Here is a 26,054-nt window from a genome sequence, read left to right on the forward strand (position 1 = left end):
TTAAAATTTAAAAACTTCTCGGACGCGTTGAATTGTTTTTTGTGCGATGGGTTCTACCTTCTTCTCTCCTTCTTCCAGCTTTTGTTCAATTATTTTTGGATTGTTCATGTAGTAATCAAACTTTTCACGCGCATCAGCAAATTTTCTCATCATTACTTCGTGAAGTGCTTGTTTTGCATGTCCATAACCGAAGCCACCAGCCAAATAATTAGAACGCATTTGGTCAATTTCTTCTTTACTAGCAATCAAATTAAATAATTTGAAGGTGATATCATTTTCAGGATCTTTCGGATCTTCTAAAGGAGTCGTATCAGTAACGATTTTCTTTATTTGCTTTAACAAATCCTTTTCAGGCAAGAAAATATCAATGTAATTATTGAGCGATTTACTCATTTTCTGGCCATCAATACCTGGGATAGTCATCACTTCTTCACTTATTTCAGCTTCTGGAATGACAAAAATATCTTGCTTAGCTAAGCGATTTACAGCTGAAGCAATATCTCGTGTCATTTCAATATGCTGCCGCTGGTCTTTTCCTACGGGAACAATATTTGCATCATACAACACAATATCTGCCGCTTGTAAAACGGGATAGGTAAACAATCCTGCATTTACATCTGCCAATTTGCTCGATTTATCCTTGAAGCTATGTGCATTTGCTAGCATTGGAAAGGGCGTAAAACAGTTTAAGTACCACATTAATTCGGTATGGTATGGCGCTAATTTAGATTGACGATAAAAGAAATTTTTGTCAGTATCAAATCCAAAAGCTAACCAAGCGGCAGCAATAGCTAATGTGTTATTTCTAATAGCTTCACCATCTTTTAAACTAGTTAATGTATGTAAATCGGCAATAAATAAAAATGATTCATTTCCCGATTTTTTAGATAACTCAATTGCAGGAATGATGGCCCCGAGGATGTTTCCAAGGTGAGGTCTGCCTGAAGATTGAATTCCGGTTAAAATGCGCATAAATTTTGTTAAAAAAAATTTCACAAAAATCAATAAATTCATTCAAATATCCACCATTTTTTCTGTCAAAATCCTAATATTTTTTTTAAATTCGTTATTCTTTCCCTAAACGAATTTTATGTCCCTCTCATCTGAGTTAATTTCTTTTTTATGTAACCTTAAAGCTAATAACAATAGAGAATGGTTTGCAGACAATAAAAAGGAATTTCAGGTGGTTAAAATTCAATTTGATGAATTTGTAAGTTCCCTAATTCATGATTTTTCAGCTTTTGAAAACATGGCAGGTGTAGAGGTGAAAAATTGTGTATTTCGAATTTATCGAGACGTGCGTTTTTCAAAAGACAAAGCACCTTACAAACCTTGGTTTTCTGCTGCGTTTTCTGAAGGTGGTAAAAATTCCCCCTACATGGACTATTACCTACACATAGAACCGGGAGGAAAATCGTTTATTGGAGGTGGAATGTATGCGCCCGAACCAGCACATTTAGCTAAATACCGTCAAGAAATAGATTACAATGGTGACCATTTGGTAGCACTTATTCAAGACCCAAAATTTGCTGCGAACTTTGGACAATATCAAGGTGATGCCTTGAAAAAAGCTCCCAAAGGCTATTCAGATGATCATCCCAACTTAGAATTATTAAAACAAAAACAACTTTTCTTTTGGAAACATTTTACAGATGATGAATTGTTGAAAAAAGATTTTCAAGAAAAAGTTATTCATAATGCTAAACTTTTAAAACCTGTTCTAGACTTTTTAAACACCTCAATTTTCGACAAAGCCCCAACTGAATAAATATGCAATTTTCCCATTTACACAATCATTCACAATTTTCATTACTAGACGGGGCGTCTAAGATTTCTGCAATGTTTAAAAAAGCAAAAGCAGATAATATGCCAGCCGTGGCCATAACAGACCACGGTAACATGTTTGGTGTATTTCAATTTGTAGCCGAAGCTGGAAAACATGGGGTTAAACCCATTGTGGGCTGTGAGTTTTATGTGGTTGCAGACCGACACAAACAATCTTTTACCAAAGAACAAAAAGATAAGCGGTATCATCAGTTGTTTTTAGCTAAAAATCCGGAAGGCTATCAAAATTTGGTGAAACTCTGTTCATTAGGTTTTATGGAAGGGATGTATTCTAAATATCCCAGAATTGATAAAGAATTAGTTTTAAAATATCATAAAGGCCTTATTGCTACTACTTGCTGTTTGGGAGCAAGCGTCCCTCAGGCTATTTTGCGCTCAGGTGAAGAGGAAGCTGAAAAGGAATTTAAATGGTGGTTAGACCTATTTGGAGAAGATTATTATGTAGAAGTTCAAAACCATTTTATTCCTGAGCAACAGCAAGTTAATGATGTATTATTAAAGTTTGCAAAAAAGTACAATGTAAAAGTAATTGCTTCTAACGACTCCCATTATTTAGATCGTAAAGATGCCAATGCACATGATATTTTATTGTGTATTAACACAGGTGAGAAGCAGTCCACTCCTACTTATAAAGATGTAGAAAACGATATGGATATGCGTGGAAAGCGTTTTGCTTTCTATAATGACGAGTTTTATTTTAAGTCTACGGAGGAAATGACCCAATTGTGGTCGCATATTCCTGAGGCGATTGATAATACCAATGAAATTGTTGGAAAGGTAGAAACCCTTGAATTAAAAAAGGATGTATTACTTCCTAATTTCCAAATCCCTTTAGAGTTTGCCTCTCAAGACGATTATTTAGAACATATAACTTGGGAAGGCGCTAAAAAGCGTTATGGTGATATAGATCAGGTTAAAGAAGAACGTATCAATTTTGAATTGCATACCATTCGAACGATGGGTTTTGCTGGTTATTTCTTAATTGTTGCCGATTTTATTAATGCGGGAAAAGATTTAGGCGTTTACGTGGGTCCAGGTCGTGGTTCTGCCGCAGGTTCTGTGGTTGCTTATTGTTTGGGTATTACAAATATTGATCCCATTAAATATGATTTACTATTTGAGCGTTTTTTGAATCCAGATCGTAAGTCATTACCCGATATTGATACGGATTTTGATGACGAGGGTCGCCAAAAGGTTATTGATTATGTGGTTGATAAATATGGCAAAAATCAGGTAGCACATATTGTTACTTATGGTACCATGGCCGCTAAAATGTCGATCAAGGATGTTGCCCGTGTTTTGGATTTACCTTTATCCGATTCCAATGCCTTGGCCAAATTGGTACCTGATAAGCCTAAAATTTCATTAGACCGTGTGGTAAACGCACCTTTGACGGGCGATGGTTCTTTGGCAGATAAGGAAGGGTTAAGTGCAGATGAATTGGAACAAGTTAAACAATTGCGTGAAATAAAAGCGCAAGGAGGTTTGGCTAGTAGAGTGATAGATGAAGCGCTTGTTTTGGAAGGCTCTGTGCGTGGAACAGGTATTCATGCTGCAGGTATTATCATTGCCCCATCTGATTTAACTGATATTTTACCCGTTGCAACCAATAAAGATGTTAACTTATTAATTACCCAATTTGATGGTGGTGTAATTGAAAATGCTGGAGTAATTAAAATGGACTTTTTGGGCTTGAAAACCTTGTCTATTTTGAAGGAAGCAGTTCGACTCATCAAGAAAAATCATGGTGTAGATATCGTTTTGGATGATATTCCTTTGGATGATGCAAACACCTATGAGTTATATCAGCGAGCAGAAACCAATGGAACTTTCCAGTTTGAATCTGCTGGAATGCAAAAACATTTAAGGGACTTAAAACCTGACCGTTTCTCCGATTTAATTGCCATGAATGCCTTGTTTAGACCAGGACCCATGGTTTATATACCCAATTACATTGCCCGTAAACATGGTAGAGAGGCCATAGAATATGATTTGCCTGAAATGGAAGAATATTTGGCAGATACTTATGGAATTACGGTTTACCAGGAGCAAGTAATGCTTTTATCTCAAAAATTGGCAAATTTTACCAAAGGTGATGCCGATGTATTGCGAAAAGCCATGGGTAAAAAGGATAAGGCAACCATCGATAAAATGAAAGGTAAATTTATGGAAGGTGGTGCAACAAATAATCATCCGGCCGATAAATTAGAAAAGATTTGGACCGACTGGGAGGCATTTGCCCAATATGCATTTAATAAATCGCACTCGACCTGTTATGCTTTTGTAGCCTACCAAACAGGTTATTTGAAGGCAAATTATCCTGGAGAATACATGGCTGCCGTTCTTTCCAATTCATTAGGAAACATTGAAAAAATTACTTTTTTCATGGATGAATGTAAACGAATGGGTATTCCATTATTAGTTCCAGATGTAAACGAATCTGAAAGAGCATTTGCTGTGAATAAAAAGGGACAAATTCGTTTTGGTTTGGGTGCAATTAAAGGTGTTGGTGAGGCTGCAGTTGATATTATTGTTGAGGAGCGTCAAAAAAATGGTGATTTTGTAGATATTTTCGACTTTATTTCACGGGTAAATACTCGAGTAGTTAACAAGAAAAACTTTGAAAATTTAGTTTATGCTGGGGCATTTGATTGTTTCAAAGAGATTCCAAGAGATGCCTATTTTGCTGTAGATCCTTCAGATAATATCGGTTTCATTGAGCGAATCATTAAATATACGGCTAAGGTTATTGAATTAAAATCTACAGCTTCCACTTCTCTATTCGGAGATATGGGGGCAGATAGTGGATTTGATATTCCGAAACCTAAAATTCCCCAAGGAGAAGGTTGGTCAATTATGGAGCAATTGAAATACGAAAAGGAAGTTGTTGGGGTCTATATTTCTGGTCACCCCTTAGATGATTATAAAATTGAAATTAAGAGTTTTTGTAATTCAACAGTTGCACAATTAGAAACTCGACCAAATTCCTTACAATCCTTTGCCGGAATTGTAACAAAAATGCAAACGAGGACGGCCGGTAACGGAAATCAATTCATGATTTTTAGTATAGAGGATTTAACTGGAACTTATGAATTCGCCTTATTTTCAAAAGATTATTTAGAATTTGAGCGATATGTTCAACCCGATCGGCTGTTGTTTGTACAAGGAACTTATCAGGCAAAGAATAAGTATTCAGATCAGATGACTTTCAAGATTAGTTTTATGGAATTGCTTTCTGAGGTTTTGGAAGACAGAGCCAAGGAATTACGAATGACATTTAATATCAAAGATATGAACCAAGCAACATATGAATCTGTTGCAGAAATTTTGGAGGAAAATAAAGGGAATAAAAAACTCATCATGGAGGTTTATGATGAAGAAGCAAAAATTAGTTTAGAATTATTGAGTAGAAAAAGTCAGGTAAATATTTCTAAAAAACTAATAAAGCAACTTGATAACTTAGAAAATGTAAATTTTAAATTGATTTCTAAAAATTAATGGAATTATTTAGGGCAATTTTGTGTTTTAACTTAAATTTGAATTTTAAAAATAAAAAATAACATGGGAAAATATGTAGAGGCAACAGATGCCAATTTTCAAGAGTTAATAGGAACAGACACTCCAGTTTTAGTAGATTTTTGGGCTGAGTGGTGTGGTCCATGCAAAATGATTGGTCCAGTTGTGGAAGAGTTAGCTGGGGAGGTGGAAGGAAAGGCAATTGTTGCTAAAATGAATGTAGATTTAAATTCAAATGTGCCTGCATCTTTGGGTATTCGTTCAATTCCAACTTTGATGGTTTTCAAAAATGGTGAAATGAAGGAAAGATTAGTAGGCGGAAATATTCCAAAGGCAGTGTTAGCAGAAACTTTATTAAAGCACGCTTAATCAGCTTTTGAAACCTTATCAATGGCTTGTAACAAGATGTTGCAGGCCATTTTTATTTCCTCTGGAGTGATAATTAAAGGTGGCGCAATGCGTAAAGAATTGTCGCAAAAGAGAAACCAGTCTGTAATTAATCCTAGCGGAATTGCTTCATCGATAATGGCTTTTACCGTTTTGAAATCTTTAAATTCCAGCGCCATCATCAATCCAGCATGTCTGAAATCCTTAATTAATGGATGTTTTAGAAGTTCTAGAAATATTTTTTCCTTTTCTAAAACTTGATCAACCAGGTTTTCGTCTAAGATTACTTGTAAAGTTTCTAATGAGGCGGCGCATGAAACTGGATTCCCTCCAAATGTTGTGATATGACCAAGTACTGGGTTGTCCATCAGGCTCGACATTTTTTCTTTCGATGAAATAAATGCACCCAAAGGCAGACCTCCTCCCATTCCTTTGGCAGTAAGTAAAATATCTGGTTCAATCCCCATTTGTTGAAAGGCCCAAAAAGTACCTGTTCTGCCAAATCCAGATTGAATTTCATCGATAATTAATAACGTTCCCGTTTCGTTACATTTTTTTCTTAAACCTTGAAAATAGGATTTCGGGGCGGTCCTCACTCCTGCCTCACCAGCAACTATTTCAATGACCACTCCAGCTGTTTTAGTAGATATTTTTTCTAGATCTGCTAAATTTCCATGTTCGATATGTTTGATATCCGGTAAAAGTGGTCGAAAACTATTTTTGAAAAATTCATCACCTGCTAAGGATAAGGCTCCTTGGGTAGCCCCATGATAGGCATTTTTACAAGCAATGAATTCGGTTTTTCCCGTGAATCGCTTTGCCAATTTCATGGCACCCTCGGTTGCTTCTGTTCCAGAATTGGTAAAATATACCTGTTGTAAATGGTTGGATTTTGTGGTTTCAATCAGCTTTTTTGCTAATTGAACTTGTGGCGATTGAATATATTCTCCATACACCATCAAGTGCATGTATTGATCTAATTGGTTTTTAATGGCCTGAACAACCCGAGGATGTCTATGGCCCACATTTGATACTGCAATCCCTGAAATTAAATCGATATATCTTTTTCCTTGAGTATCAATTAAAAATATTCCCTCAGATCGTTCAATTTCTAAAGCCAGCGGTGCGTCAGACGTTTGAGCAATATGATTTAAAAAGAGTTGACGTTGGGAAATATTCATATAGTAAAATTAACTATATTTAAGTATCCTTTTAAAAACTAAACCACTAAATTTATCTCATGCGCATTAAATTATTTATCCTCTTTGTATTTGTAAGTATTCAAAGTGTTTGGTCTCAGTCAATTTCTGGAATCATAAAAAATACCAAAGGGGAACCACTTCCTTTTGCTAGTTTATGGGTTTCCAATTTAAATAGAGGTACTTTGGCCAATGAAAATGGTGAATTTCTAATGAATTTGGGTACTGGCGAACATGAAATTACTTTTCGATTTTTAGGACATGTTCCGCATTTGGAAAAAGTTGTTTTTCAAAAGGATTCAAAAGATAAGAAATTTGAAATAAGATTAATTGAGCAGTCTATTTCATTGAAAGAGGTACAAGTTGGGGCACTCAAGGAGGATCCGGCAATTCTTATGATGAGGAGAATGATTGCAATGGCCCCATTTCATTTACAAGAAATTCGAAATTATACAGCAAAAGCTTATATAAAAGGTACTGGAAAGGTAAACTCTATTTCTCCCCTCATGAATAAATTGATTGGGAAGAAAATGGAAAAAGAATCTGGTATCAAAGCTGGTTCTACTTATGTTTTAGAGGCAATTAATGTTTTAGAATATAATAAACCCAATCAATTAAAAGAGCGAGTAATTTCAAATAGAAATAATTTGCCTGCACAGCTGAAAGCCCAGGATTCACCAAATTTACGAATTGCACAAACAAATTTTTATAGAAGTAAGGTTTGGGGCAGTTTGATCTCTCCCCTTTCCTCCAATGCCTTTTCTTATTACAATTTTGCCTATTTAGGCAGTTTTAAATTGGGTGAGCAAACAATAAGTAAAATTCAGATTCGTCCCAAAATGATTTCGGATGATTTATTGAGTGGAACGATGAATATTGTAGAGGATACTTGGAGTATTTATTCATTAGATTTACTCATTAAAACAAATAATACGAGTAACCACATGTATGAGCAATGTGCAAATTTTAATGGGGTTTGGATGCCCGTTCAGTATGAGGTTAGTTTGGCTATAAATATGATGGGAATTGATGCCAGTTTTAAATATATTACACAAATTAAGCAATATAACATCCATATCGATCCAAAGTTTTTGGTGAAACCTCAAATAATTGATGAGCGGGTGCAAAAAGGTTTAGCCAAGGAGATTGACCAAGAGAAAATAAAAAACTCCAATCAGGCAAGTAATTCATTTTCTCAAGAAATTACTCGGAAAAAATTAAGAAAGGCTCTTCAACAAATTTCAAAAGAAGAAAAGCAAAAAGTTACATCTGAAAAGAAACTTACCTATCAAAATGAATATGATTTTGAGATAGATTCATTGGCGAGTAAAAAATCTGAAGATTATTGGGAAAAAGAACGCGAGGTTCCTTTGGTGGAATCTGAAATTAAGGGTTATAAAGAAGCTGATTCCATTTATGCAGCTGGAGCAAAAAAAAGGTTAGAAGATTCGGTTAGAAATCTACCGAAATTTAAATTTTATCATTTGTGGACAGGTAAAACTTATGATTACCAGAAAAAACAAATTGGAAATAAAATTCATTTGGACGGTATTGGAATTTATTATAGTGCTTTGGATGGCTTATATCTGACCAACAAATTAGAATTTTTACATGCCAATTCCCGACAAAATTTTGTAAATATTTCAGGTGATTTAAGATATTCAACTGGACTTAATCGATTTAATTATTCAATTGATTTTCAAAAATCTTATGATGGTAGTCGACAATATATAAGGTTCAGATTTGGTGATGAAATTCAACAAAAAAATACGGAAAGTATTATTTCTGAAAAAATTGCAAGTTTATATGCCCTATTTCATAATCAAAATATTGTAAAATTTTATGAAAATCAATTTGTGAATTTAACTTATCGATATCGTTTAAATTCTAAATTTCTATTTTCAACTATATTAGAATATCGGCAAAGAAATGATTTGGTAAATACTAAATCTAAAGGAATTTTTAATTTAGATGGAAAGGAATTTGAATCCAATGATCCTTTGAATTTAGAGATGGGTCCCACTAAAATTTGGAATGACCAGCAACTGTTTTATCAGTTTGGAATTAAATATCAACCATTTTCAATTTGGAGAAGATTTAATCAATATTCCTATTTAGGTGATCAAAATAAATTAGTTGCTGAGTTGAAATATAAGCAAGCACAATTGGATAATTCATTTTCATCTATTGAATTTTCCATCAAACAAAAAATAAATCTGGAGCGATTTGGAGAATTTTCTTATTTTCTTGGTGTCAATACTTTTATTAAAAAGCCTTCTAATTTTCTAGATTTTAAGCATTATTCAGGAAATGAAATTCTTTTTATTGGGAAAAATTCTTCTAATTTTTTGGCTTTACCTTATTATTTAATGAGTACTGCCGGAAATAGTATTTGGGGTAATATTGAGTATCATCCTCGAAAATTATTATTAAATAGAATTCCTGCATTATATATGTATGGAATTCGTGAATCATTGAAATTTAATTTTATTCGAAATGAAAATTCACCAAAATCTAAATTATATCAAGAGTTGTCATATGGTTTTGATGGAGTTTTAGGTGGATTTGGCATTGATATTGTTAAACCTTTTGGTGATTGGATTCCTCAAGATTATAAAGTGCGAATTCGTGTTCCATTATAATTGGATATATGGGTCAATTATCTTATTTTCGTTCTAAATTTTTTTTAAATAGTACCAAATGCACTTTGCACTACCTACTATTAACTTTTAACAATTAACTATTAATTTTTTTATGAATTCAATTGTTTACTTAGTTCCTGCTTTTGGTTTAGTAGGTTTATTGTACACTGCATGGAAGTTTAGTTGGGTTTCTAAACAAGATGCAGGAGACGACACCATGCAAACTTTATCTGGTTATATTGCCGATGGAGCCATTGCCTTTTTAAAAGCTGAATGGAAAATTTTAGCCTATTTTGCTATTCCTACTGCCTTAATTTTGGCTTGGTTGGGTAGTCAAGAAGGTGAAGGATTCCACTCTTCTCCCCTTATTGCCGTTGCATTCTTAATTGGGGCAGTATTTTCTGCAACAGCTGGATATATTGGTATGAAAGTGGCAACTCAAGCAAACGTTCGTACGGCTCAAGCTGCTAAAAGTTCATTAGCCAATGCACTTTCGGTTTCTTTTACAGGTGGTTCTGTAATGGGTATGGGAGTTGCCGGTTTAGCAATTTTGGGTTTAGGAGGTTTATTCATCTTATTCTACCAAATTTTTGCAGCTGGTCAAGGTCTTACTTCAGTTGAAATGAAAACAGCTATCGAAGTATTAGCTGGTTTTTCTTTAGGAGCTGAATCAATTGCTTTGTTTGCTCGTGTTGGTGGTGGTATTTATACAAAAGCTGCTGATGTTGGTGCCGACTTAGTAGGTAAAGTTGAGGCAGGAATTCCTGAGGACGATGTGCGTAATCCAGCAACAATTGCGGATAACGTGGGAGATAACGTAGGTGATGTCGCTGGTATGGGTGCTGATTTATTTGGTTCTTATGTGGCAACAATTCTTGCAACTATGGTATTGGGACAAGAAATTGATGTTTTAGATAATTATGGTGGATTCTCTCCAGTATTGTTACCTATGTTAATCGCTGGAGTTGGTTTATTAGCCTCTTTGGTTTCTACATTTTTTGTACGTATCAAAAGTGAAACATCTTCTGTACAGAGTGCATTGAATATGGGTAATTATACTTCAATCATCATAACGTTTGTTGCGTCTTATTTCTTAGTGAATAATATTTTACCATCAAAATTAGTATTAAGAGGATTTGAATTTTCTTCAATGGACGTATTTTATGCTATCATTGTAGGTTTGGTTGTGGGTACTTTGATGTCAATTGTAACGGAATATTATACTGCTATGGGTAAGCGTCCAGTTGATTCAATCGTTCAGAAATCTGGAACAGGGCATGCAACAAACATAATTGGTGGTTTAGCTGTTGGAATGGAATCTACAGTTATTCCTATTTTGGTTTTAGCTGCTGGTATCTTCTTCTCATATAAGTTCGCTGGAATTTATGGAGTTTCTATTGCAGCTGCAGGTATGATGGCTACAACAGCTATGCAATTAGCTATTGATGCGTTCGGACCAATTGCAGATAATGCAGGTGGTATAGCAGAAATGTCACAATTACCTTCAGAGGTTAGAGAAAGAACAGATAATTTAGATGCTGTTGGAAATACTACTGCTGCAACAGGAAAAGGATTTGCTATTGCTTCTGCAGCCTTGACTTCATTAGCTTTATTTGCTGCTTTTGTAGGTACTTCTGGAATTACTAAAATTGATATATATAAAGCAGATGTTTTATCTGGTTTATTTGTAGGCGGTATGATTCCATTTATTTTCTCAGCATTATGTATTTCTGCGGTAGGTAAAGCTGCTATGGAAATGGTGAATGAGGTTCGTCGTCAGTTTAGAGAAATTCCAGGAATTATGGAATACAAAGCAAAACCTGAATATGAAAAATGTGTGGCTATTTCAACGGAGGCTTCTATTCGTCAAATGATTTTGCCTGGCGCTATTGCTTTATCTGTACCAGTAATCGTTGGATTTACCATGGGTCCTGAGGTTTTAGGTGGTTTATTAGCTGGTGTTACAGTTTCAGGTGTTTTGATGGGTATTTTCCAGTCTAATGCTGGTGGTGCTTGGGATAATGCAAAGAAATCTTTCGAGAAAGGTGTTTTAATTGACGGACAAACTTTCAAGAAAGGTTCTGAACCTCATAAAGCTGCTGTAACTGGTGATACAGTGGGAGATCCATTCAAAGATACATCTGGACCATCTATGAATATTTTGATCAAATTGATGTCAATTGTTTCTTTGGTAATTGCTCCTTACATTGCTGTGAAAGATTCTTCATCAGCAAAAGTTGAGAAAGCACCGATTGTAAAATCGATTGTTGCTAAGAAATAAATTGCTCGGTCGAGTAAAAAAATAACCACCTGAAAAGGTGGTTATTTTTTTGTCTCTATCAGAAAAATCCGTTTGAATTAAGCAGTTAATTTACCTCTTAAAGCTCTTGGGATATCGATTGTTGCAACTGGATTGCTTGGTGGATTTAAAATCTCACAACCTTCAACAGTTAATTTGTTTACTTTAACAGTTTGACCTAAATCTAAACCAGAAATATCAGCTGTAACGAAATCAGGAATATTTTCAGCTAAACCTTTTAAAGAAACTTTACGTAATTTTTGTACCATTTTACCCCCTTTGATAACACCAGGAGAATTTCCAATTACTTTGATAGGTACATCAATTTTAATTGGTTTGTTTGCAACGATTTCTAAGAAGTCAACATGTAAAATCATTTCATTTACTGGGTGAAACTGTGCATCTTTTAAGATTGCACGATAGATATCGCCTTCAATGTTTAATTCCACTTCGTGTACCTCTGGAGTGTACAATAAGTCGCGGAATAAAATCATTGGAACTGCAAAGTGAATTTGGTCTTTTCCACCGTATAAAACGCATGGAGCTAATGATTCAGCACGTAAATCTTTTGCACTTTTTGTGCCTAGAGTTGATCTTTTGTAACCTACAACCTCTAATTTTTTCATTTTTTTGTTGTTTGTGTTTTTAGTCTTTCGCCGTGGCTATCCCCTAAAAACGGTTAATAATTAGTACTTTATAAATAATGAACTGATAGATTCATGATCTCTGATTCTTCCGATTGCCTTTGCAAATAATTCAGCTACAGAAAGAACCTTAATTTTATCGCAAACTTGTTTTTGAGGTATGGTATCTGTTACCAATAATTCTGTTAAAACAGAGTTTGAGATATTGTCGTACGCATTTCCAGATAAAACTGGGTGAGTTACCACGGCACGTACAGATTTTGCACCTTTGTCCATGATTAATTGAGCAGCTTTGCACAAAGTACCTCCTGTATCAATTAAGTCATCCACTAAGATTACATCAGCACCTTCTACATTACCAATTAATTGCATAGAAGCCACTTCATTGGCACGTTTACGGTGCTTATCGCAAATAACCATTTCTGCATTAAAGAATTTGGCCATATTACGTGTTCTTACTACCCCTCCAACATCTGGTGATGCAAATAAGATTTTTTCTAAATTTAACGATTTCAAATACGGAACAAAGATTGCATTGCCTTCCAAATGATCTACCGGGAAGTCCATGAAACCTTGAATTTGTCCTGCATGTAAATCGATTGTCATCAAACGATCAGCTCCCGCTGCAGTCAATAAATTAGCCACTAATTTAGCTCCTATACCAACTCTTGGGCGATCTTTGCGGTCTTGACGAGAATATCCAAAATAAGGAATAACAGCAGTAACATAGTGTGCAGAAGCTCTACGTGCTGCATCTATCATCAACAATAATTCCATTAAATTATCTGCAGTTGGGAATGTTGATTGAATGATGAAAACATCACATCCTCTAACAGATTCATCAAAACTTGGCGAAATTTCACCATCCGAAAAGCGAAGAGTTGTTACTGCTCCAAGGTCTTTGCCATAATATTTAGCAATATCTTTTGCTAAGTATTGGGAGGCTGAACCTGAAAAAATTTTTACGGCATTGATGGCGGCCATTGTGTTTGATGTATTAAGTATTTAGAAGAAATAAGGCGCAATATTAGTTTTTTTGCGCCTTAATAACAAATTTATTTTACAGAAGCTCGGATGATGTTTAATGCACCACCTGCCTTAAACCACTCAATTTGCTGCGCATTATAAGAGTGATTCACTGAGAATGATTCTTTTGAACCATCTTTATGTGTCAATTCAATTGTCAAAGTTTTCTCTGGAGCAAACTCTTTTAATCCTAAGATTGCAACTGTATCATCTTCTTGAATTTTATCGTAATCAGCTTCGTTAACAAATGTTAAAGCCAACATTCCTTGTTTTTTCAAGTTTGTTTCGTGAATACGAGCAAAAGATTTTACCAATACTGCGCGAACACCTAAGTGACGTGGCTCCATTGCCGCATGCTCCCGTGAAGAACCTTCACCATAGTTGGTATCTCCTACTACAATTGAACCAATTCCTGCTGCTTTGTAAGCTCTTTGAGTAGCTGGAACAGCTCCGTATTCACCAGTCAATTGATTTTTAACTGAATCAGTTTTCTCATTAAAGAAGTTTACAGCTCCAATCAACATATTATTAGAAATGTTATCTAAGTGTCCACGGTACTTCAACCAAGGACCTGCCATTGAAATATGGTCAGTAGTACATTTTCCTTTTGCTTTGATCAATAATTTTAATCCACTGATGTCGTTTCCTTCCCATGCAGCAAATGGATCTAATAATTGTAAACGATCTGATGTTGCAGCAACTTTTACTTGAACAGCTGAACCATCTTCTGCTGGTGCTTGGTAACCTGCGTCTTCAGCAGCGAATCCTTGCTTTGGTAATTCATCTCCACTTGGAGCTTCCAATTTAACTTGTTCTCCTTTTTCGTTGGTCAAGGTATCAGTTAATGGATTGAAAGTTAAATCACCAGCGATAGCTAAAGCTGTTACCAATTCAGGAGATGCAACGAATGCGTAGGTATTTGGATTACCGTCAGCTCTTTTTGCAAAGTTTCTATTGAATGAGTGTACAATGGTGTTCTTCTCTCCTTTTTCAGCACCTGGTCGAGCCCATTGACCGATACATGGTCCACACGCATTTGAGAACACAGTTGCACCAATTGAATCAAAAATTTCAATTAAGCCATCTCTTTCAATTGTATACCGTACTAATTCTGAACCTGGTGTAATTGTAAATTGCGCTTTTGTTTTTAAACCTTTAGCTGCAACTTGTTTTGCTAAAGATGCAGAACGTGCGATATCTTCATATGAAGAGTTTGTACAAGAACCAATTAAACCCACCTCAACTTTAGTTGGCCATCCATTCTTTTCAGCTAATTCCTTCATTTTTGAAATTGGAGTAGCCAAATCTGGAGTAAATGGACCATTTAAGTGTGGTTCTAATGTATCCAAGTCGATTTCAATAACTTGATCAAAATAAGCTTCTGGATTTGCATAAACCTCTGGGTCAGCTGTTAAATGTTCTTTAACACCGTTTGCCAATTCAGCAACATCAGCACGACCAGTTGATTGAAGGTAACGAGCCATTGAATCATCATATCCGAAAGTTGAAGTTGTTGCTCCAATTTCAGCACCCATGTTACAAATAGTTCCTTTTCCTGTACATGACATAGAAGTAGCACCTTCTCCGAAATACTCAACTACACAACCCGTACCACCTTTTACGGTTAAGATACCTGCAACTTTAAGGATAACATCTTTTGCAGAAGTCCATCCGTTTAATTTACCTTTTAATTTAACACCGATTAGCTTAGGGAATTTCAATTCCCATGCTAAACCAGCCATTACGTCGCAAGCATCAGCTCCACCTACACCAATGGCAATCATACCCAAACCACCTGCGTTAACCGTGTGAGAGTCGGTACCAATCATCATTCCACCTGGGAATGCATAATTTTCTAAAACTACTTGGTGAATAATACCAGCACCTGGTTTCCAGAAGCCGATACCATATTTATCTGAAACTGAAGATAAGAACTCATACACTTCTTTGTTTTTATCTACAGCAACTGCTAAATCTGTATTTGAACTAACTTTTGCTTCAATCAAGTGATCACAATGAACAGTTGAAGGAACAGCAACCTTTGGACGACCCGCCTGCATGAATTGCAATAAAGCCATTTGGGCAGTTGCATCTTGCATCGCCACACGGTCTGGTGCAAAATCAACATAAGATGCACCTCTTGAAAAAGTAGAACTTGGCGTTCCTTCCCAAAGGTGACTATAAAGAATCTTTTCTGTTAATGTCAGCGGTTTGCCTACAAGCTTTCTAGCAGCTTCTACTCTAGCAGGCATTCTTTCATAAACCGCTTTAATCATTTCAATGTCAAAGGCCATATCAAAAATTAGTTTTTATAAAATTGTCCGCAAAAATAATAGATTCTTGCCAATTTTTGACTTTTTTTGTACATTATTTAATCTGTATTTAGGCAATTTTGGGCTTTAAACGTTTACTTTTCTTTTTTTTACAATTTGTTTTAGTAGTTTTTTCAAAAGAAGCTATCGCTCAAGCTATTTTGGCAGATTCTGTTTTGAAACTTATTATTAAAAATGCGCCCTATAAATCTTCTCAATTAAAAGGCTATTCATTTAAAGCATCGGTAACTGAACGTGGAAAATTTGATCATATATTAGGTGTTGGTAAAAACCGAATTGCTAAGACCGAAGGAATTCTTGAAAATAAATGGTTTGGACAGAAAAACACTAATAATGTTCAGGTTATTTCCTTAAATCAAACGCAACAAGAAGTAGAGAAACTTGAACTTTATTCCAAAAAAAGTGGTAAACCTACCCCTTTTTTCTGGCCAGATTTTTACCAAGATTTAGTAGGTCCCTCATGTGTTTCACCATTTAACTATTTTGCAGATTATTACTACAATTTAAACTATCAAAGAGATACACTAATTCAAGGTCAAAAATGTTTTACCTATAATTTTTCTCCAAAATTCACTACAGATAGATTGTTTAAAGGGTCATTTATCATTTCAGAAACTGGATTTTTGGTGAATATGCAATCGATTGTTTCTTCCGATGCAATTGATTATCAACTAAACCTGACTTATCAATTTTCTTTAAACAAATGGTTACCTCTTAAGGCTAATTTTAAAGTAATTGGAGGGGTTTTGGGGAATAATGGTGTTTTTGAGTTGGAAGAAAATGTTATTTCAGAAATCACAGCTTCCAAGAATGTTGAACTTTTGCAAATCCCTTCAAAAATTCAGGAGAAATTAAATATTGCAGAACGTGTATTTGATGAAGTTTTCGTTTCTCAAATGTTGGGAACTTTACATGATTCGATGATTCAAAAATGGAAACAAAGGCCAGAAACAGGTGTTGAAACTATTGATTCCATTCGTTATAGTCCAAATTATACCATTCTTTATCAAGAAAATTTAAACGATGAAAAAGAGGGAAATATTGAATTTGACGCATTAAAAACCTCTAAATTTCAACCTTATCAACTAATTTTTAGTAAATCATTCTTCTGGGGTGAGCGACAAAAAGATTTTTATCCATATGAGATCTATTACAAATCACCTTTGTTTGATTCGAATTACAATACTGCGGAAGGGTTTGTTTCGGCCGCAGGTTTGGTTTTCAGAAGAAGATGGTCACGCTACAGTATGTTCGAAATGGAATATATGGCCCGACATTCCTTTCCCTTGGATCGAACTACGGGATATGGGAAAGTACGATTTAAAACAGATAAATCAGATGTTGTGTTAACTGGTGGTGATTATGTACAACAATATAATTCTGAAATAAGTATTTCCCCCGAAATGAACTCATTGGCTACCCTTCTTTTGAAAAATAATCAAATGAAGATTTATAGAAAGCAGTTTGGGAGTTTATTTTTCAATCATAAGTTTTCAAGTAAATTCTTCGTAAAAACTTGGATTGAATATGCCAAAAGGATTCAAATGAATAATATCACCGATTATTTTTGGATCAATTATTTGAATCGTGATTTTACTTCTAATAATCCCACTAATGCTGAATATGCTGTAGAAGGATTTGCAGATCACAAAGCATTTACAACCACTTTTCATATTGGATTCAGGCCTAATTTGACCTACACTTATGTAAATGATGAAAGAAAACCGGAGTTAGGTTCCTCTCCTCTTTTCTTATTCAAATATCGTGCTGGCTGGAAAGGAGTTGGCGAATCAGTTGCCGATTTCCATCATTTAGAATTATCCTACATTCATAATGTTGAGTTTTCGCCCTGGATAAAAAGTGGAATACAAATAAATACTGGAACTTTTTTAGGACATTCTCCTGATTATTTTATCGATTACAAACATTTTAATGGAAATTATAACTTATTGATGACTGGAGAAAGTTTAGCCTCTCATCGTTTGGTGGGTTATTATCAGAACATAACCACGGGTACCAATCAGCGTTTAAATGTAAGTCACTATACCTACTCTACTGGAGGTCCTTATCTGGAAGCCTTATCAATTACTCAATTTTCAAATCTTTGGTTGAAGCCCTTTTTAGGAACAAAAAAGGCCTACGTGAAAGAATTGTTGATTGCCAATTTTGTTTATTTGCAAAACAGAAACCTGATTTATAATGAAATAGGTTACGGTTTAGATGGAGTTTTTAAAATATTGAGATTAGAAGGAATTGCAAATTTTACCAATGGTAAATTCAATTACATTGGTTTTCGTATCAACATCAATACAAGGATTCGAGTTGGAAATGTAATTGATTAATCAAAAAATTGATTTTTTCTTAGTTTGGAAAAATTATTGATTGCATTTGTTTAAAGTAGACTTATATTTGAAGTCCGATTGAAATTTTGAAGGATTTTTTAAAGCAATGGCAAAGAATTTAGTAATCGTTGAGTCGCCTGCCAAGGCAAAAACCATAGAAGGGTATTTAGGAAAAGATTTTGTAGTGAAATCATCGTTTGGTCACGTGCGTGATTTACCTACAAAAGGCGATAAAGCTATTGATATAGAGAATGACTTTGCCCCTAAATATGTCATTTCAACTGATAAAACCAAAGTTGTGAATGAATTGAAATCTTTGGCAAAATCTTCTGAAGAGGTATGGTTAGCAACTGACGACGACCGTGAGGGTGAATCTATTTCTTGGCATTTAAAAGAGGCTCTAGGACTTAAAGATGACACAAAACGAATCGTTTTTAGAGAAATTACGAAGTCGGCCATACAGAATGCAATCCTTCATCCTCGTACTATAGATATGGATTTGGTGAATGCCCAACAGGCTCGTCGAATCATGGACCGAATCATTGGATTTGAACTATCGCCCGTTTTATGGACTAAAGTTCAAAGGGGTTTATCTGCTGGACGTGTGCAATCGGTAGCAGTTCGATTAATCGTTGAACGTGAAAAAGAAATTGAGGCATTTGTACCTCAAGGTTCCTATAAAATTTCTGCCTTATTTAATTTACCAGGTGGGAAGATTTTGAAAGCCGAATTACCTAAGAATTTTGAAACAGAAAAAGATGCTATGACTTTTGTAGAGGCTTGTGTAAATGCAGAATTTTCTATCAAATCTTTGGAAACTAAACCTGCCAAAAAATCACCAGCTCCTCCATTTACCACTTCTACGCTTCAACAAGAGGCTTCCAGAAAATTGGGTTATGCTGTGGCAACAACGATGTCTGTAGCTCAAAAATTATACGAATCAGGACGTATTTCTTATATGCGTACGGATTCTACAAGTTTATCCCAGGAGGCTCGTGATAAAGCAAAGCATGCAATTGAAGCCAATTATGGCCCTAAATTTCATCATGCACGACAGTTTAAAACCAAAAATGAGTCGGCACAGGAAGCCCACGAAGCCATTCGTCCAACTGATTTTGAAGTAAATACCATCACAGGGGATTCTCGTGAAAAGAAATTGTATGAATTAATTTGGAAGCGTGCTATTGCATCTCAAATGTCGGAAGCACAAATTGATCGTACTACTGCTCAAATCGCTATTTCTACTTCTAAAGAGGTATTAGTTGCAAGTGGTGAAGTAATCACTTTTGAAGGTTTTCTAAAAGTATATTTGGAAGGAAAAGATGATGAGGAGGAGGATGAAAACCAAGATATGTTGCCTCCTTTAAATGTAGGGCAAATATTAGATTTAAATGAACTAAGGGCTGCAGAACGTTTTACACGTCCAGCTGCTAGATATACCGAAGCTTCCTTAGTTAAAGCTTTGGAAGAAAAAGGAATTGGTCGTCCTTCAACTTATGCACCAACCATTTCAACTATTATTAAACGAGAATATGTGGTTAAGGAAGATCGTGAAGGTAAAGAGAGATCAGCTAAATCAATTGTTTTAAAAGACAAAAAGATTACTGCCAGTACAAATAAAGAGGTTTTTGGAACTGAAAAAGCAAAATTATTCCCAACTCCAATTGGTACTTTAGTTACTGACTTTTTAGTGGAAAATTTCGATGATGTTGTAGATTACAAATTTACAGCGGACATGGAAGATGAGTTCGATAACATTGCCAAAGGTAAATTATCATGGACTCAAATGATGAAAAATTTTTATGGTGATTTTCATAAAACCATAGAAGAATCAAAATCCATTTCAAGAAGTTCTGTGGGTTCTGCAAGGGAATTGGGCGTTGACCCAAAAACAGGTAAAAATGTTTCAGTTCGCTTGGGTAAATTTGGACCCTTCGTTCAATTAGGTGATGCGGGAGAAGAAGAAAAGCCCACTTTTGTAAATTTAGACAAGAGCCAAAATCTGTCTACACTAACCTTTGAGGAAGCTTTAAAATTATTGGAGCGCCCAAAATTGCCTCGTGAAATTGGCATTTATAAGGATGAAGCTGTAATTATTGGCGCTGGTAGATTGGGTCCTTACATTCGCTTCGATAGCAAATTTACTTCTTTACCTGCTTCCTATGATCCTTTTACAATTGAATTAAAGGAAGCAATTGAAGTGTTGGAACAAGCTGAAAAAGCTGCTGAGGCAGATGGTTTAGGACAATTTGAAAATGAATTGGTAAGTACTGGTAAAGGTCGTTTTGGACCTTATGTAAAACATGCCGGTAAATATTATTCTTTAGGAAAGGGCGAAACCCTAACATCAATTACCTTAGAAAAAGCCATTGAATTAATTTTAGCCAAACGAAATTTAGAAGCCAATAAGTTTTTAAAGGAATTTCCAGAAAATGATTCCATTAAAGTGGTTAACGGAATGTATGGACCCTATATTCAAATTGGAAAGAGAAATGTTAAAATTCCCAAAGGTACAGACCCACATAGTTTAACCTTGGAAGATTGTATTAAATTAGGAGAAGATGCTCCTACAACAAAGAAGAAAAAATAAAAATGGGACAAATCATAGATGGTAAAATGGTTGCCGAATCCATGAAGGCAGCAATTGGTGAGGAGGTTAAAGATTTACTTGCAGCTGGTAAAAGAGCACCTCATTTAGTTGCAATTTTAGTGGGTAATAATGGTGCTTCTGAGACGTATGTAGCCAATAAAGTTAAATCATGTGAAGAATTAGGATTTGCTTCTACCCTTTTACGTTTTCCTCCGAGTATTACTGAACAAGAATTATTAGCTGAAGTTGAAAAGGTAAATAATAATGCTGATATGGACGGATTAATAGTTCAATTACCATTGCCAGATCACATTAACCCAGATAAAGTTATGGAGACCATTCATCCTTCGAAAGATGTTGATGGTTTTCATCCAATCAACATTGGACGAATGGCTAAAGGATTGCCGGCCTTTATTTCAGCAACTCCACAAGGAGTTTTGGATTTGTTGGCATACTATAAAATTGAAACATCTGGAAAACATTGTGTAGTAGTTGGAAGAAGTCAGATTGTTGGATTGCCGATGTCTATTTTAATGCAAAGGAATCATCCCGTGGGTAATTGTACGGTAACACTTACACACTCCAAAACGAAAAATTTAGAAGAAATTTGTTCTCAAGCAGATATTGTAATTGCTGCTTTAGGAAGACCCGAATTTATCAAAGCCAACCATATCAAGCCTGGTGCAGTGATTATAGATGTCGGATTAACACGTGTGGAAGATCCAAGTAAAAAATCTGGATTTGCATTAAAAGGAGATGTTGATTTTAATGATGTGTTTGAAAAATGCTCTTATATCACACCTGTACCTAAAGGTGTTGGACCTATGACAATCGTTTCTTTAATGAAGAATACCTTGCTTTCTGCAAAAGGAAAGATTTATCCTAAGGCCTAATAAGGCCTTTATTTTTTATGAAATCTGTGAAACACTCCTAAAGGTAATTTTCTTTTGTAATTATCTTGGATATACAATTCACCACTTTCAAAATCCTTAGGAACATCAAATATTCCATCCATTAGGTTATTAATAATCAGTGTTGAAAAGCCCATTGAGTATAAATTGGATAATACTAAATGCTCTTTTGAGTCGATGATTTCTTTGACTGAACGTAATAAATCATCTATTTGTTCTTCTAATACCCATTTTTCGCCATCAGGACCACGTCCATAGGCAGGTGGGTCAAGTAACACTCCCTGATAAAAATTACCTCTTCTAGCCTCTCTTTTTACAAATTTCAAAGCATCTTCTGCCATCCATCGGATACCATCCAATTTTGATTGCTCCATGTTTTCACGTGCCCAAGATAAAACGGGTTTTATTGAGTCAACGTGGGTAACATCTGCTCCAGCTTGTTTGCAAGCCAAACTTGCACCACCTGTGTAGGCAAATAAATTTAAAAATTTAGGTTTGCTAGAAAAGGTTGGTATTTCTTTAGCTAAATATTCCCAATTAGAAGCTTGTTCCGGGAAAATCCCAACATGCTTAAAGGAAGATAAAGAAATTTTAAATTGAAGATCTAATGTATCAGATTTATAAGGCATAAACCATTTGTCAGGTACTTTTTGATGTGCCATCCAAATTCCTTTTTCTTGACTACCCTTTTCTTTTTTGAAATTGGCATCAGCTAATTTTTCCCATTCAGATTCACTTAAATGCCTTTGCCAAACAGCCTGTGGTTCTGGTCGTCTAGTAATAAACTTTCCAAAACGTTCTAGTTTTTCGAAATTACCTGTATCAATTAATTCGTAATTTTTATCCCAATTCAGAGGTGTTTCAATGGAAATGTGCTGATTTTGCGCCATTATTTAATATTAATTTTGTTTAAGTAAAACACAGATCTTTTACCCTCATCCTCATTCGAAATATTTTGAAATCCATTGGCCAAGAAATAATTTCCATACCAATAATTCAATTCTGTTTTACTTGTTTTCTTTACTTTATCATTTTCATTCAAAGATTCAATTTCGTGAACTTCTTCCTTTTCGTCTGCTCCATTCATTGGAATCGTTTTGGAAACAATCTGATTACCTATAGCATAAGAAAGGATGATTTGATCTCCCTGAATAAGGGTTTTAACCTTTTGCGTTAACTTATCTTCTTTAGTGTTTTTTAAATCAATACTTTTATCCCAAAGTAAATTTCCATCTTTATCAAATGACATGATGATACCATGTGTATAAACCCAACCATCAAATTGTTGTTGATTACCATACGAACCGTATCCTCTGTAACCCCAAGGACTGTAATAACTTGAAAATGGGGAATAAAGTCCATAGTTTCCATATCCCCAACGGAATGGGCTGTACAACATAGACCAAGGAGAATAAAAACTGTATGGACTTAGCATATAACCTGGCATAGAATATACTCCATACATAGTTCCATATGGATTAAAAGCTGAATATGCATATTTGTAATCCGCATAAAATGATTCTGCAACTACTAAATATTGATCGCCTTGCTTAATTATATCGTGAACAATAAATCGATAATCTAAACGTAAATCTTCTCCTTTATCTTCTTTGCTTTTAATCTTTTTTTCTTGTTTTTCTTTTTGTTTTTCACCTAAAAAATTGAAGAAATTTTGAAATTTGGTAAAACTATAAAATTTTGAGTTTTGTACGGTTCCATCCAAAAAAGAGGCAAAAAACATCCCCTGAGAAGTTGGTCCTTTACTTGACCCAATTGTATTTTTATGTCCATAGGTACCAACCACAACCTGTAAACTATCATTTAACTGATTACTTTTTGCATTCATCATTGCAAATTCATCATTGGGTTCCATCACAATTTGATTGTATTGATTTCCCGCTTCGTCGAACGAACGAACAATTAATTGATAATTTTTAGGCTTATTTCCAGAGCTGTAGGTAATATTTACTAACTTTTGAGTTGTATCTATGTCCATGGATTGGATTTCCGATTGTCCTTTTACAACAGAAGGTAAGATTCTTGTAGATTTTTGAGACAAATTGGTGTATAAAACCATTGGCTGTGAATTGATAATTCCACCAATGAATACCGATTTATTTAGTACTCTAAAATTGGAAATTTCCATTCGATCAACAGAATAAATCTGGTATTTTTCGTATTTACCATTACTTAGATCTATCCTAAAAATGGCATAGGCATTACTTTTAAATCGGCTAAATAAAAGGTGAACATATCTGCCGTCATAACTATGCGTCACATAATCCATGGATGCGTCAATATTCCCCGAAAAGGTCCAATTTTGATGAAAATCGGTATCCAATTTGGCTAAATGAAAATCTGTTTTGCTAACTTGTGTTAAAACAATTAATCCTTTTTCTCCTAACGGAATATTAAAAATGGCCGCATCACTATTTTTGACAGGTATTTCTAATCGATTTAAATTTTGAGCATTAGTTTGAAATTGTCCAAAAATTAAAAGGCAAATAATTGAGAAGGAAAGGCTAATGTTTTTCATAAATTTATTCACTTAGGGCTATTATAATATCAAATTCTTCTTTTAAAACCGGTTGGACAGACAGTCTTGAATTTTTGATTAAAACCATGTTTTCAAGTCGAGAGTCTTCTTTTATTTGTTTTAAAGAAACACTTTTATTTAATTTTTTAATCGGCTTAAACTCAACTACCACCCATCTTGGGTCTTCGGTAGTTGGATCTTGGTAAAATTCTTTGGTAACCTCAGCAATTCCAATAACTTCCATACCTTCATTTGAATGATAAAAAAGTGCCCAATCTCCCACTTGCATGGCTTTCATGTTGTTTCTTGCCTGGTAATTTCTTACCCCATCCCAAACAGATTTCCCCTCTTTAACGAAATTATCCCAAGAATATTTGAATGGTTCCGATTTTATTAACCAATAATTCATACTTAAGGGAATTTAGGGAATTTTGAAAAGTCTGGTTTGCGTTTCTCGATGAATGCATTTTTACCTTCTTTTGCTTCATCTGATAAGTAATATAACAAAGTTGCATTACCAGCAAGTTCCTGAATACCGGCTTGACCATCTAATTCTGCATTGAAAGCAGATTTTAACATACGTAAAGCAATTGGTGATTTATCTAGCATTTTTTCACACCATTCAACCGTTGTTTTTTCTAGTTCTTCCAAAGGCACAACTTTGTTTACTAATCCCATGTCTAAAGCTTCTTGTGCATTGTATTGGTCACACAAATACCAAATCTCACGTGCCTTCTTTTGTCCTACCACACGTGCCAAATAACTTGCCCCAAATCCACCATCAAATGAACCTACAATAGGACCAGTTTGACCGAAACGCGCATTTTCTGCAGCAATAGATAAATCACAAATAACATGTAAAACGTGTCCGCCTCCAATTGCCCAGCCTGCAACCATTGCCACTACTGGTTTTGGAATTGATCGAATTTGTCTTTGAAAATCTAATACGTTTAATCGAGGTACTGCATCTTTTCCAACGTAACCACCATGTCCACGTACACTTTGGTCGCCCCCACTACAAAATGCTCTACCACCTTCACCAGTAAGAATAATAGCTCCAATGGATGGTTCTTGTCGAGCATATTCCATAGCTTCCGACATTTCTTTTACAGTCTGCGGTGTAAAGGCATTGTGCTTGTGCGGTCTATTGATAGAAATTTTAGCGATTCCTTTGTATTGAGAAAAAATTATTTCCTCAAAATCTTTAATCTTCTCCCAGGCAAAATTGGTATTCATATTTTAACTTATTTTTATCTTTCAACTTTCAACTTTCAACTTTCAACTAATTATATTCCACCTCCCAAGTATGATCAGCCAATAACAATACTTTGGCCAAAAATTTACTGTATTTAAATGATTTTCCCCATTCATTTGGACTAATTAATGATAATAAATCTGTTCCATCTTCCTTTTCGTATAAATAATAGGTTTGGTTGATGATGGGTTCAAATCCCATGGCAGCTTCATAGATTCTTTCAGAAATTTCTTTCCTTTCGGCAAGCATTTTTGCTTGCTTGGCCAAAATCTCCATTTGTTCGTACAATTGGTTCATTTGTTTGTCTGTTTGCTGGCGCATGGCCAAAACAGAACGACCCTTTACTTTTCCAATATCTTCTGGTTTGATCACAGCAGAACCTGCTGTATGAGCATAGGGTAATAAGCCAGGATTTTCTGTAGTTTTATCCTTATTTATTGGATTAATAAACTCGTTTTTACTTGCTTCTTCCTTCATTAAATCAAAAATGGAAATCAAACCACGAAATTAGAGAATGTTTCCTTAATTT

General features: G+C 34.9%; 18 protein-coding genes. 8 read left to right on the forward strand and 10 right to left on the reverse strand.

Going from position 1 to position 26,054, the window contains the following annotated elements; all coding sequences use genetic code 11:
* Window positions 1-972, reverse strand: a complete 972-nt coding sequence (gene trpS, locus EOJ36_RS01080; RefSeq protein ID WP_127802169.1) for a tryptophan--tRNA ligase — start codon at window positions 970-972, stop codon at window positions 1-3.
* 118 nt (window positions 973-1,090) lie between these two features.
* Between trpS and EOJ36_RS01085 the strand changes: the two genes are divergently transcribed.
* The 3 genes from EOJ36_RS01085 (at window position 1,091) to trxA (ending at window position 5,730) form a co-directional block, all read left to right on the forward strand.
* On the forward strand, window positions 1,091-1,768 hold the full coding sequence (locus EOJ36_RS01085) for a DUF2461 domain-containing protein (protein ID WP_127802170.1): 678 nt from the start codon (window positions 1,091-1,093) through the stop codon (window positions 1,766-1,768).
* Window positions 1,769-1,770: 2 nt separating this feature from the next.
* Entirely contained in the window at window positions 1,771-5,343 is a 3,573-nt protein-coding gene (gene dnaE, locus EOJ36_RS01090; protein WP_127802171.1) for a DNA polymerase III subunit alpha, read from the forward strand.
* A gap of 63 nt (window positions 5,344-5,406) precedes the next feature.
* The gene (trxA, locus tag EOJ36_RS01095) at window positions 5,407-5,730 is read left to right on the forward strand and encodes a thioredoxin (protein WP_127802172.1); all 324 of its coding nucleotides are present in this window, start codon (window positions 5,407-5,409) and stop codon (window positions 5,728-5,730) included.
* Here trxA and EOJ36_RS01100 read toward each other — a convergent pair.
* Window positions 5,727-6,929, reverse strand: a complete 1,203-nt coding sequence (locus EOJ36_RS01100; RefSeq protein WP_127802173.1) for an aspartate aminotransferase family protein — start codon at window positions 6,927-6,929, stop codon at window positions 5,727-5,729. The two genes, trxA and EOJ36_RS01100, sit on opposite strands and share 4 nt — an antisense overlap.
* Before the next feature lie 59 nt (window positions 6,930-6,988).
* Here EOJ36_RS01100 and EOJ36_RS01105 point away from each other — a divergent pair, with 59 nt between their 5' ends.
* Both EOJ36_RS01105 and EOJ36_RS01110 read left to right on the forward strand, forming a co-directional pair.
* Complete coding sequence (locus tag EOJ36_RS01105) at window positions 6,989-9,589, forward strand: DUF5686 and carboxypeptidase regulatory-like domain-containing protein (protein WP_127802174.1); 2,601 nt, start codon at window positions 6,989-6,991, stop codon at window positions 9,587-9,589.
* A gap of 112 nt (window positions 9,590-9,701) precedes the next feature.
* Window positions 9,702-11,870, forward strand: coding sequence for a sodium-translocating pyrophosphatase (locus EOJ36_RS01110; RefSeq protein WP_127802175.1), 2,169 nt, complete (start codon window positions 9,702-9,704; stop codon window positions 11,868-11,870).
* A 77-nt stretch (window positions 11,871-11,947) separates the two neighbouring features.
* Here EOJ36_RS01110 and EOJ36_RS01115 read toward each other — a convergent pair whose 3' ends face one another.
* From EOJ36_RS01115 to EOJ36_RS01125, 3 genes are all read right to left on the reverse strand, one after another.
* Window positions 11,948-12,514 carry a 50S ribosomal protein L25/general stress protein Ctc gene (locus tag EOJ36_RS01115; protein ID WP_127802176.1) on the reverse strand — a complete coding sequence of 189 codons (567 nt, stop codon included), beginning with the start codon at window positions 12,512-12,514 and terminating at the stop codon, window positions 11,948-11,950.
* Between the two features lie 60 nt (window positions 12,515-12,574).
* Window positions 12,575-13,516, reverse strand: a complete 942-nt coding sequence (locus tag EOJ36_RS01120) for a ribose-phosphate pyrophosphokinase (protein WP_127802177.1) — start codon at window positions 13,514-13,516, stop codon at window positions 12,575-12,577.
* Between the two features lie 71 nt (window positions 13,517-13,587).
* Window positions 13,588-15,852: an aconitate hydratase gene (locus EOJ36_RS01125; RefSeq protein ID WP_127802178.1), complete on the reverse strand. Its 2,265-nt coding sequence runs from the start codon at window positions 15,850-15,852 to the stop codon at window positions 13,588-13,590.
* 98 nt (window positions 15,853-15,950) lie between these two features.
* Between EOJ36_RS01125 and EOJ36_RS01130 the strand changes: the two genes are divergently transcribed.
* The 3 genes from EOJ36_RS01130 (at window position 15,951) to EOJ36_RS01140 (ending at window position 21,716) form a co-directional block, all read left to right on the forward strand.
* On the forward strand, window positions 15,951-18,233 hold the full coding sequence (locus EOJ36_RS01130) for a DUF5686 family protein (protein WP_127802179.1): 2,283 nt from the start codon (window positions 15,951-15,953) through the stop codon (window positions 18,231-18,233).
* Window positions 18,234-18,339: 106 nt separating this feature from the next.
* Complete coding sequence (gene topA, locus EOJ36_RS01135; protein ID WP_127802180.1) at window positions 18,340-20,823, forward strand: type I DNA topoisomerase; 2,484 nt, start codon at window positions 18,340-18,342, stop codon at window positions 20,821-20,823.
* A 2-nt stretch (window positions 20,824-20,825) separates the two neighbouring features.
* The gene (locus EOJ36_RS01140; protein ID WP_127802181.1) at window positions 20,826-21,716 is read left to right on the forward strand and encodes a bifunctional 5,10-methylenetetrahydrofolate dehydrogenase/5,10-methenyltetrahydrofolate cyclohydrolase; all 891 of its coding nucleotides are present in this window, start codon (window positions 20,826-20,828) and stop codon (window positions 21,714-21,716) included.
* 8 nt (window positions 21,717-21,724) lie between these two features.
* On the opposite strand, the gene EOJ36_RS01145 is transcribed toward EOJ36_RS01140, so the two are convergent.
* The 5 genes from EOJ36_RS01145 to EOJ36_RS01165 are packed head-to-tail and all read right to left on the reverse strand — an operon-like array spanning window position 21,725 to window position 26,002.
* Window positions 21,725-22,624, reverse strand: coding sequence for a class I SAM-dependent methyltransferase (locus EOJ36_RS01145; RefSeq protein WP_127802182.1), 900 nt, complete (start codon window positions 22,622-22,624; stop codon window positions 21,725-21,727).
* Window positions 22,624-24,270, reverse strand: coding sequence for a hypothetical protein (locus EOJ36_RS01150; protein WP_127802183.1), 1,647 nt, complete (start codon window positions 24,268-24,270; stop codon window positions 22,624-22,626). Before EOJ36_RS01150 ends, EOJ36_RS01145 begins: the two co-directional genes overlap by 1 nt.
* A gap of 4 nt (window positions 24,271-24,274) precedes the next feature.
* On the reverse strand, window positions 24,275-24,679 hold the full coding sequence (locus tag EOJ36_RS01155; protein ID WP_127802184.1) for an EVE domain-containing protein: 405 nt from the start codon (window positions 24,677-24,679) through the stop codon (window positions 24,275-24,277).
* A 2-nt stretch (window positions 24,680-24,681) separates the two neighbouring features.
* Window positions 24,682-25,506 carry a 1,4-dihydroxy-2-naphthoyl-CoA synthase gene (gene menB, locus EOJ36_RS01160; RefSeq protein ID WP_127802185.1) on the reverse strand — a complete coding sequence of 275 codons (825 nt, stop codon included), beginning with the start codon at window positions 25,504-25,506 and terminating at the stop codon, window positions 24,682-24,684.
* A gap of 46 nt (window positions 25,507-25,552) precedes the next feature.
* Window positions 25,553-26,002, reverse strand: coding sequence for a DUF2452 domain-containing protein (locus EOJ36_RS01165; RefSeq protein WP_127802638.1), 450 nt, complete (start codon window positions 26,000-26,002; stop codon window positions 25,553-25,555).
* Window positions 26,003-26,054 lie beyond the last annotated feature (52 nt).

It is taken from the genome of Sandaracinomonas limnophila (genome assembly GCF_004005965.1).
Taxonomy (GTDB): Bacteria; Bacteroidota; Bacteroidia; order Cytophagales; family Spirosomataceae; genus Sandaracinomonas; species Sandaracinomonas limnophila.

Coding starts and splice junctions, on each gene's coding strand:
- EOJ36_RS01155 (WP_127802184.1), bottom strand. CDS start 24,679: ATGAATTATTGGTTAATAAAATCGGAACCATTCAAATATTCTTGGGAT.
- EOJ36_RS01125 (WP_127802178.1), bottom strand. CDS start 15,852: ATGGCCTTTGACATTGAAATGATTAAAGCGGTTTATGAAAGAATGCCT.
- EOJ36_RS01120 (WP_127802177.1), bottom strand. CDS start 13,516: ATGGCCGCCATCAATGCCGTAAAAATTTTTTCAGGTTCAGCCTCCCAA.
- EOJ36_RS01085 (WP_127802170.1), top strand. CDS start 1,091: ATGTCCCTCTCATCTGAGTTAATTTCTTTTTTATGTAACCTTAAAGCT.
- EOJ36_RS01145 (WP_127802182.1), bottom strand. CDS start 22,624: ATGGCGCAAAATCAGCACATTTCCATTGAAACACCTCTGAATTGGGAT.
- EOJ36_RS01105 (WP_127802174.1), top strand. CDS start 6,989: ATGCGCATTAAATTATTTATCCTCTTTGTATTTGTAAGTATTCAAAGT.
- dnaE (WP_127802171.1), top strand. CDS start 1,771: ATGCAATTTTCCCATTTACACAATCATTCACAATTTTCATTACTAGAC.
- EOJ36_RS01140 (WP_127802181.1), top strand. CDS start 20,826: ATGGGACAAATCATAGATGGTAAAATGGTTGCCGAATCCATGAAGGCA.
- menB (WP_127802185.1), bottom strand. CDS start 25,506: ATGAATACCAATTTTGCCTGGGAGAAGATTAAAGATTTTGAGGAAATA.
- EOJ36_RS01165 (WP_127802638.1), bottom strand. CDS start 26,002: ATGAAGGAAGAAGCAAGTAAAAACGAGTTTATTAATCCAATAAATAAG.
- EOJ36_RS01100 (WP_127802173.1), bottom strand. CDS start 6,929: ATGAATATTTCCCAACGTCAACTCTTTTTAAATCATATTGCTCAAACG.
- trpS (WP_127802169.1), bottom strand. CDS start 972: ATGCGCATTTTAACCGGAATTCAATCTTCAGGCAGACCTCACCTTGGA.
- EOJ36_RS01150 (WP_127802183.1), bottom strand. CDS start 24,270: ATGAAAAACATTAGCCTTTCCTTCTCAATTATTTGCCTTTTAATTTTT.
- trxA (WP_127802172.1), top strand. CDS start 5,407: ATGGGAAAATATGTAGAGGCAACAGATGCCAATTTTCAAGAGTTAATA.
- EOJ36_RS01110 (WP_127802175.1), top strand. CDS start 9,702: ATGAATTCAATTGTTTACTTAGTTCCTGCTTTTGGTTTAGTAGGTTTA.
- EOJ36_RS01115 (WP_127802176.1), bottom strand. CDS start 12,514: ATGAAAAAATTAGAGGTTGTAGGTTACAAAAGATCAACTCTAGGCACA.
- topA (WP_127802180.1), top strand. CDS start 18,340: ATGGCAAAGAATTTAGTAATCGTTGAGTCGCCTGCCAAGGCAAAAACC.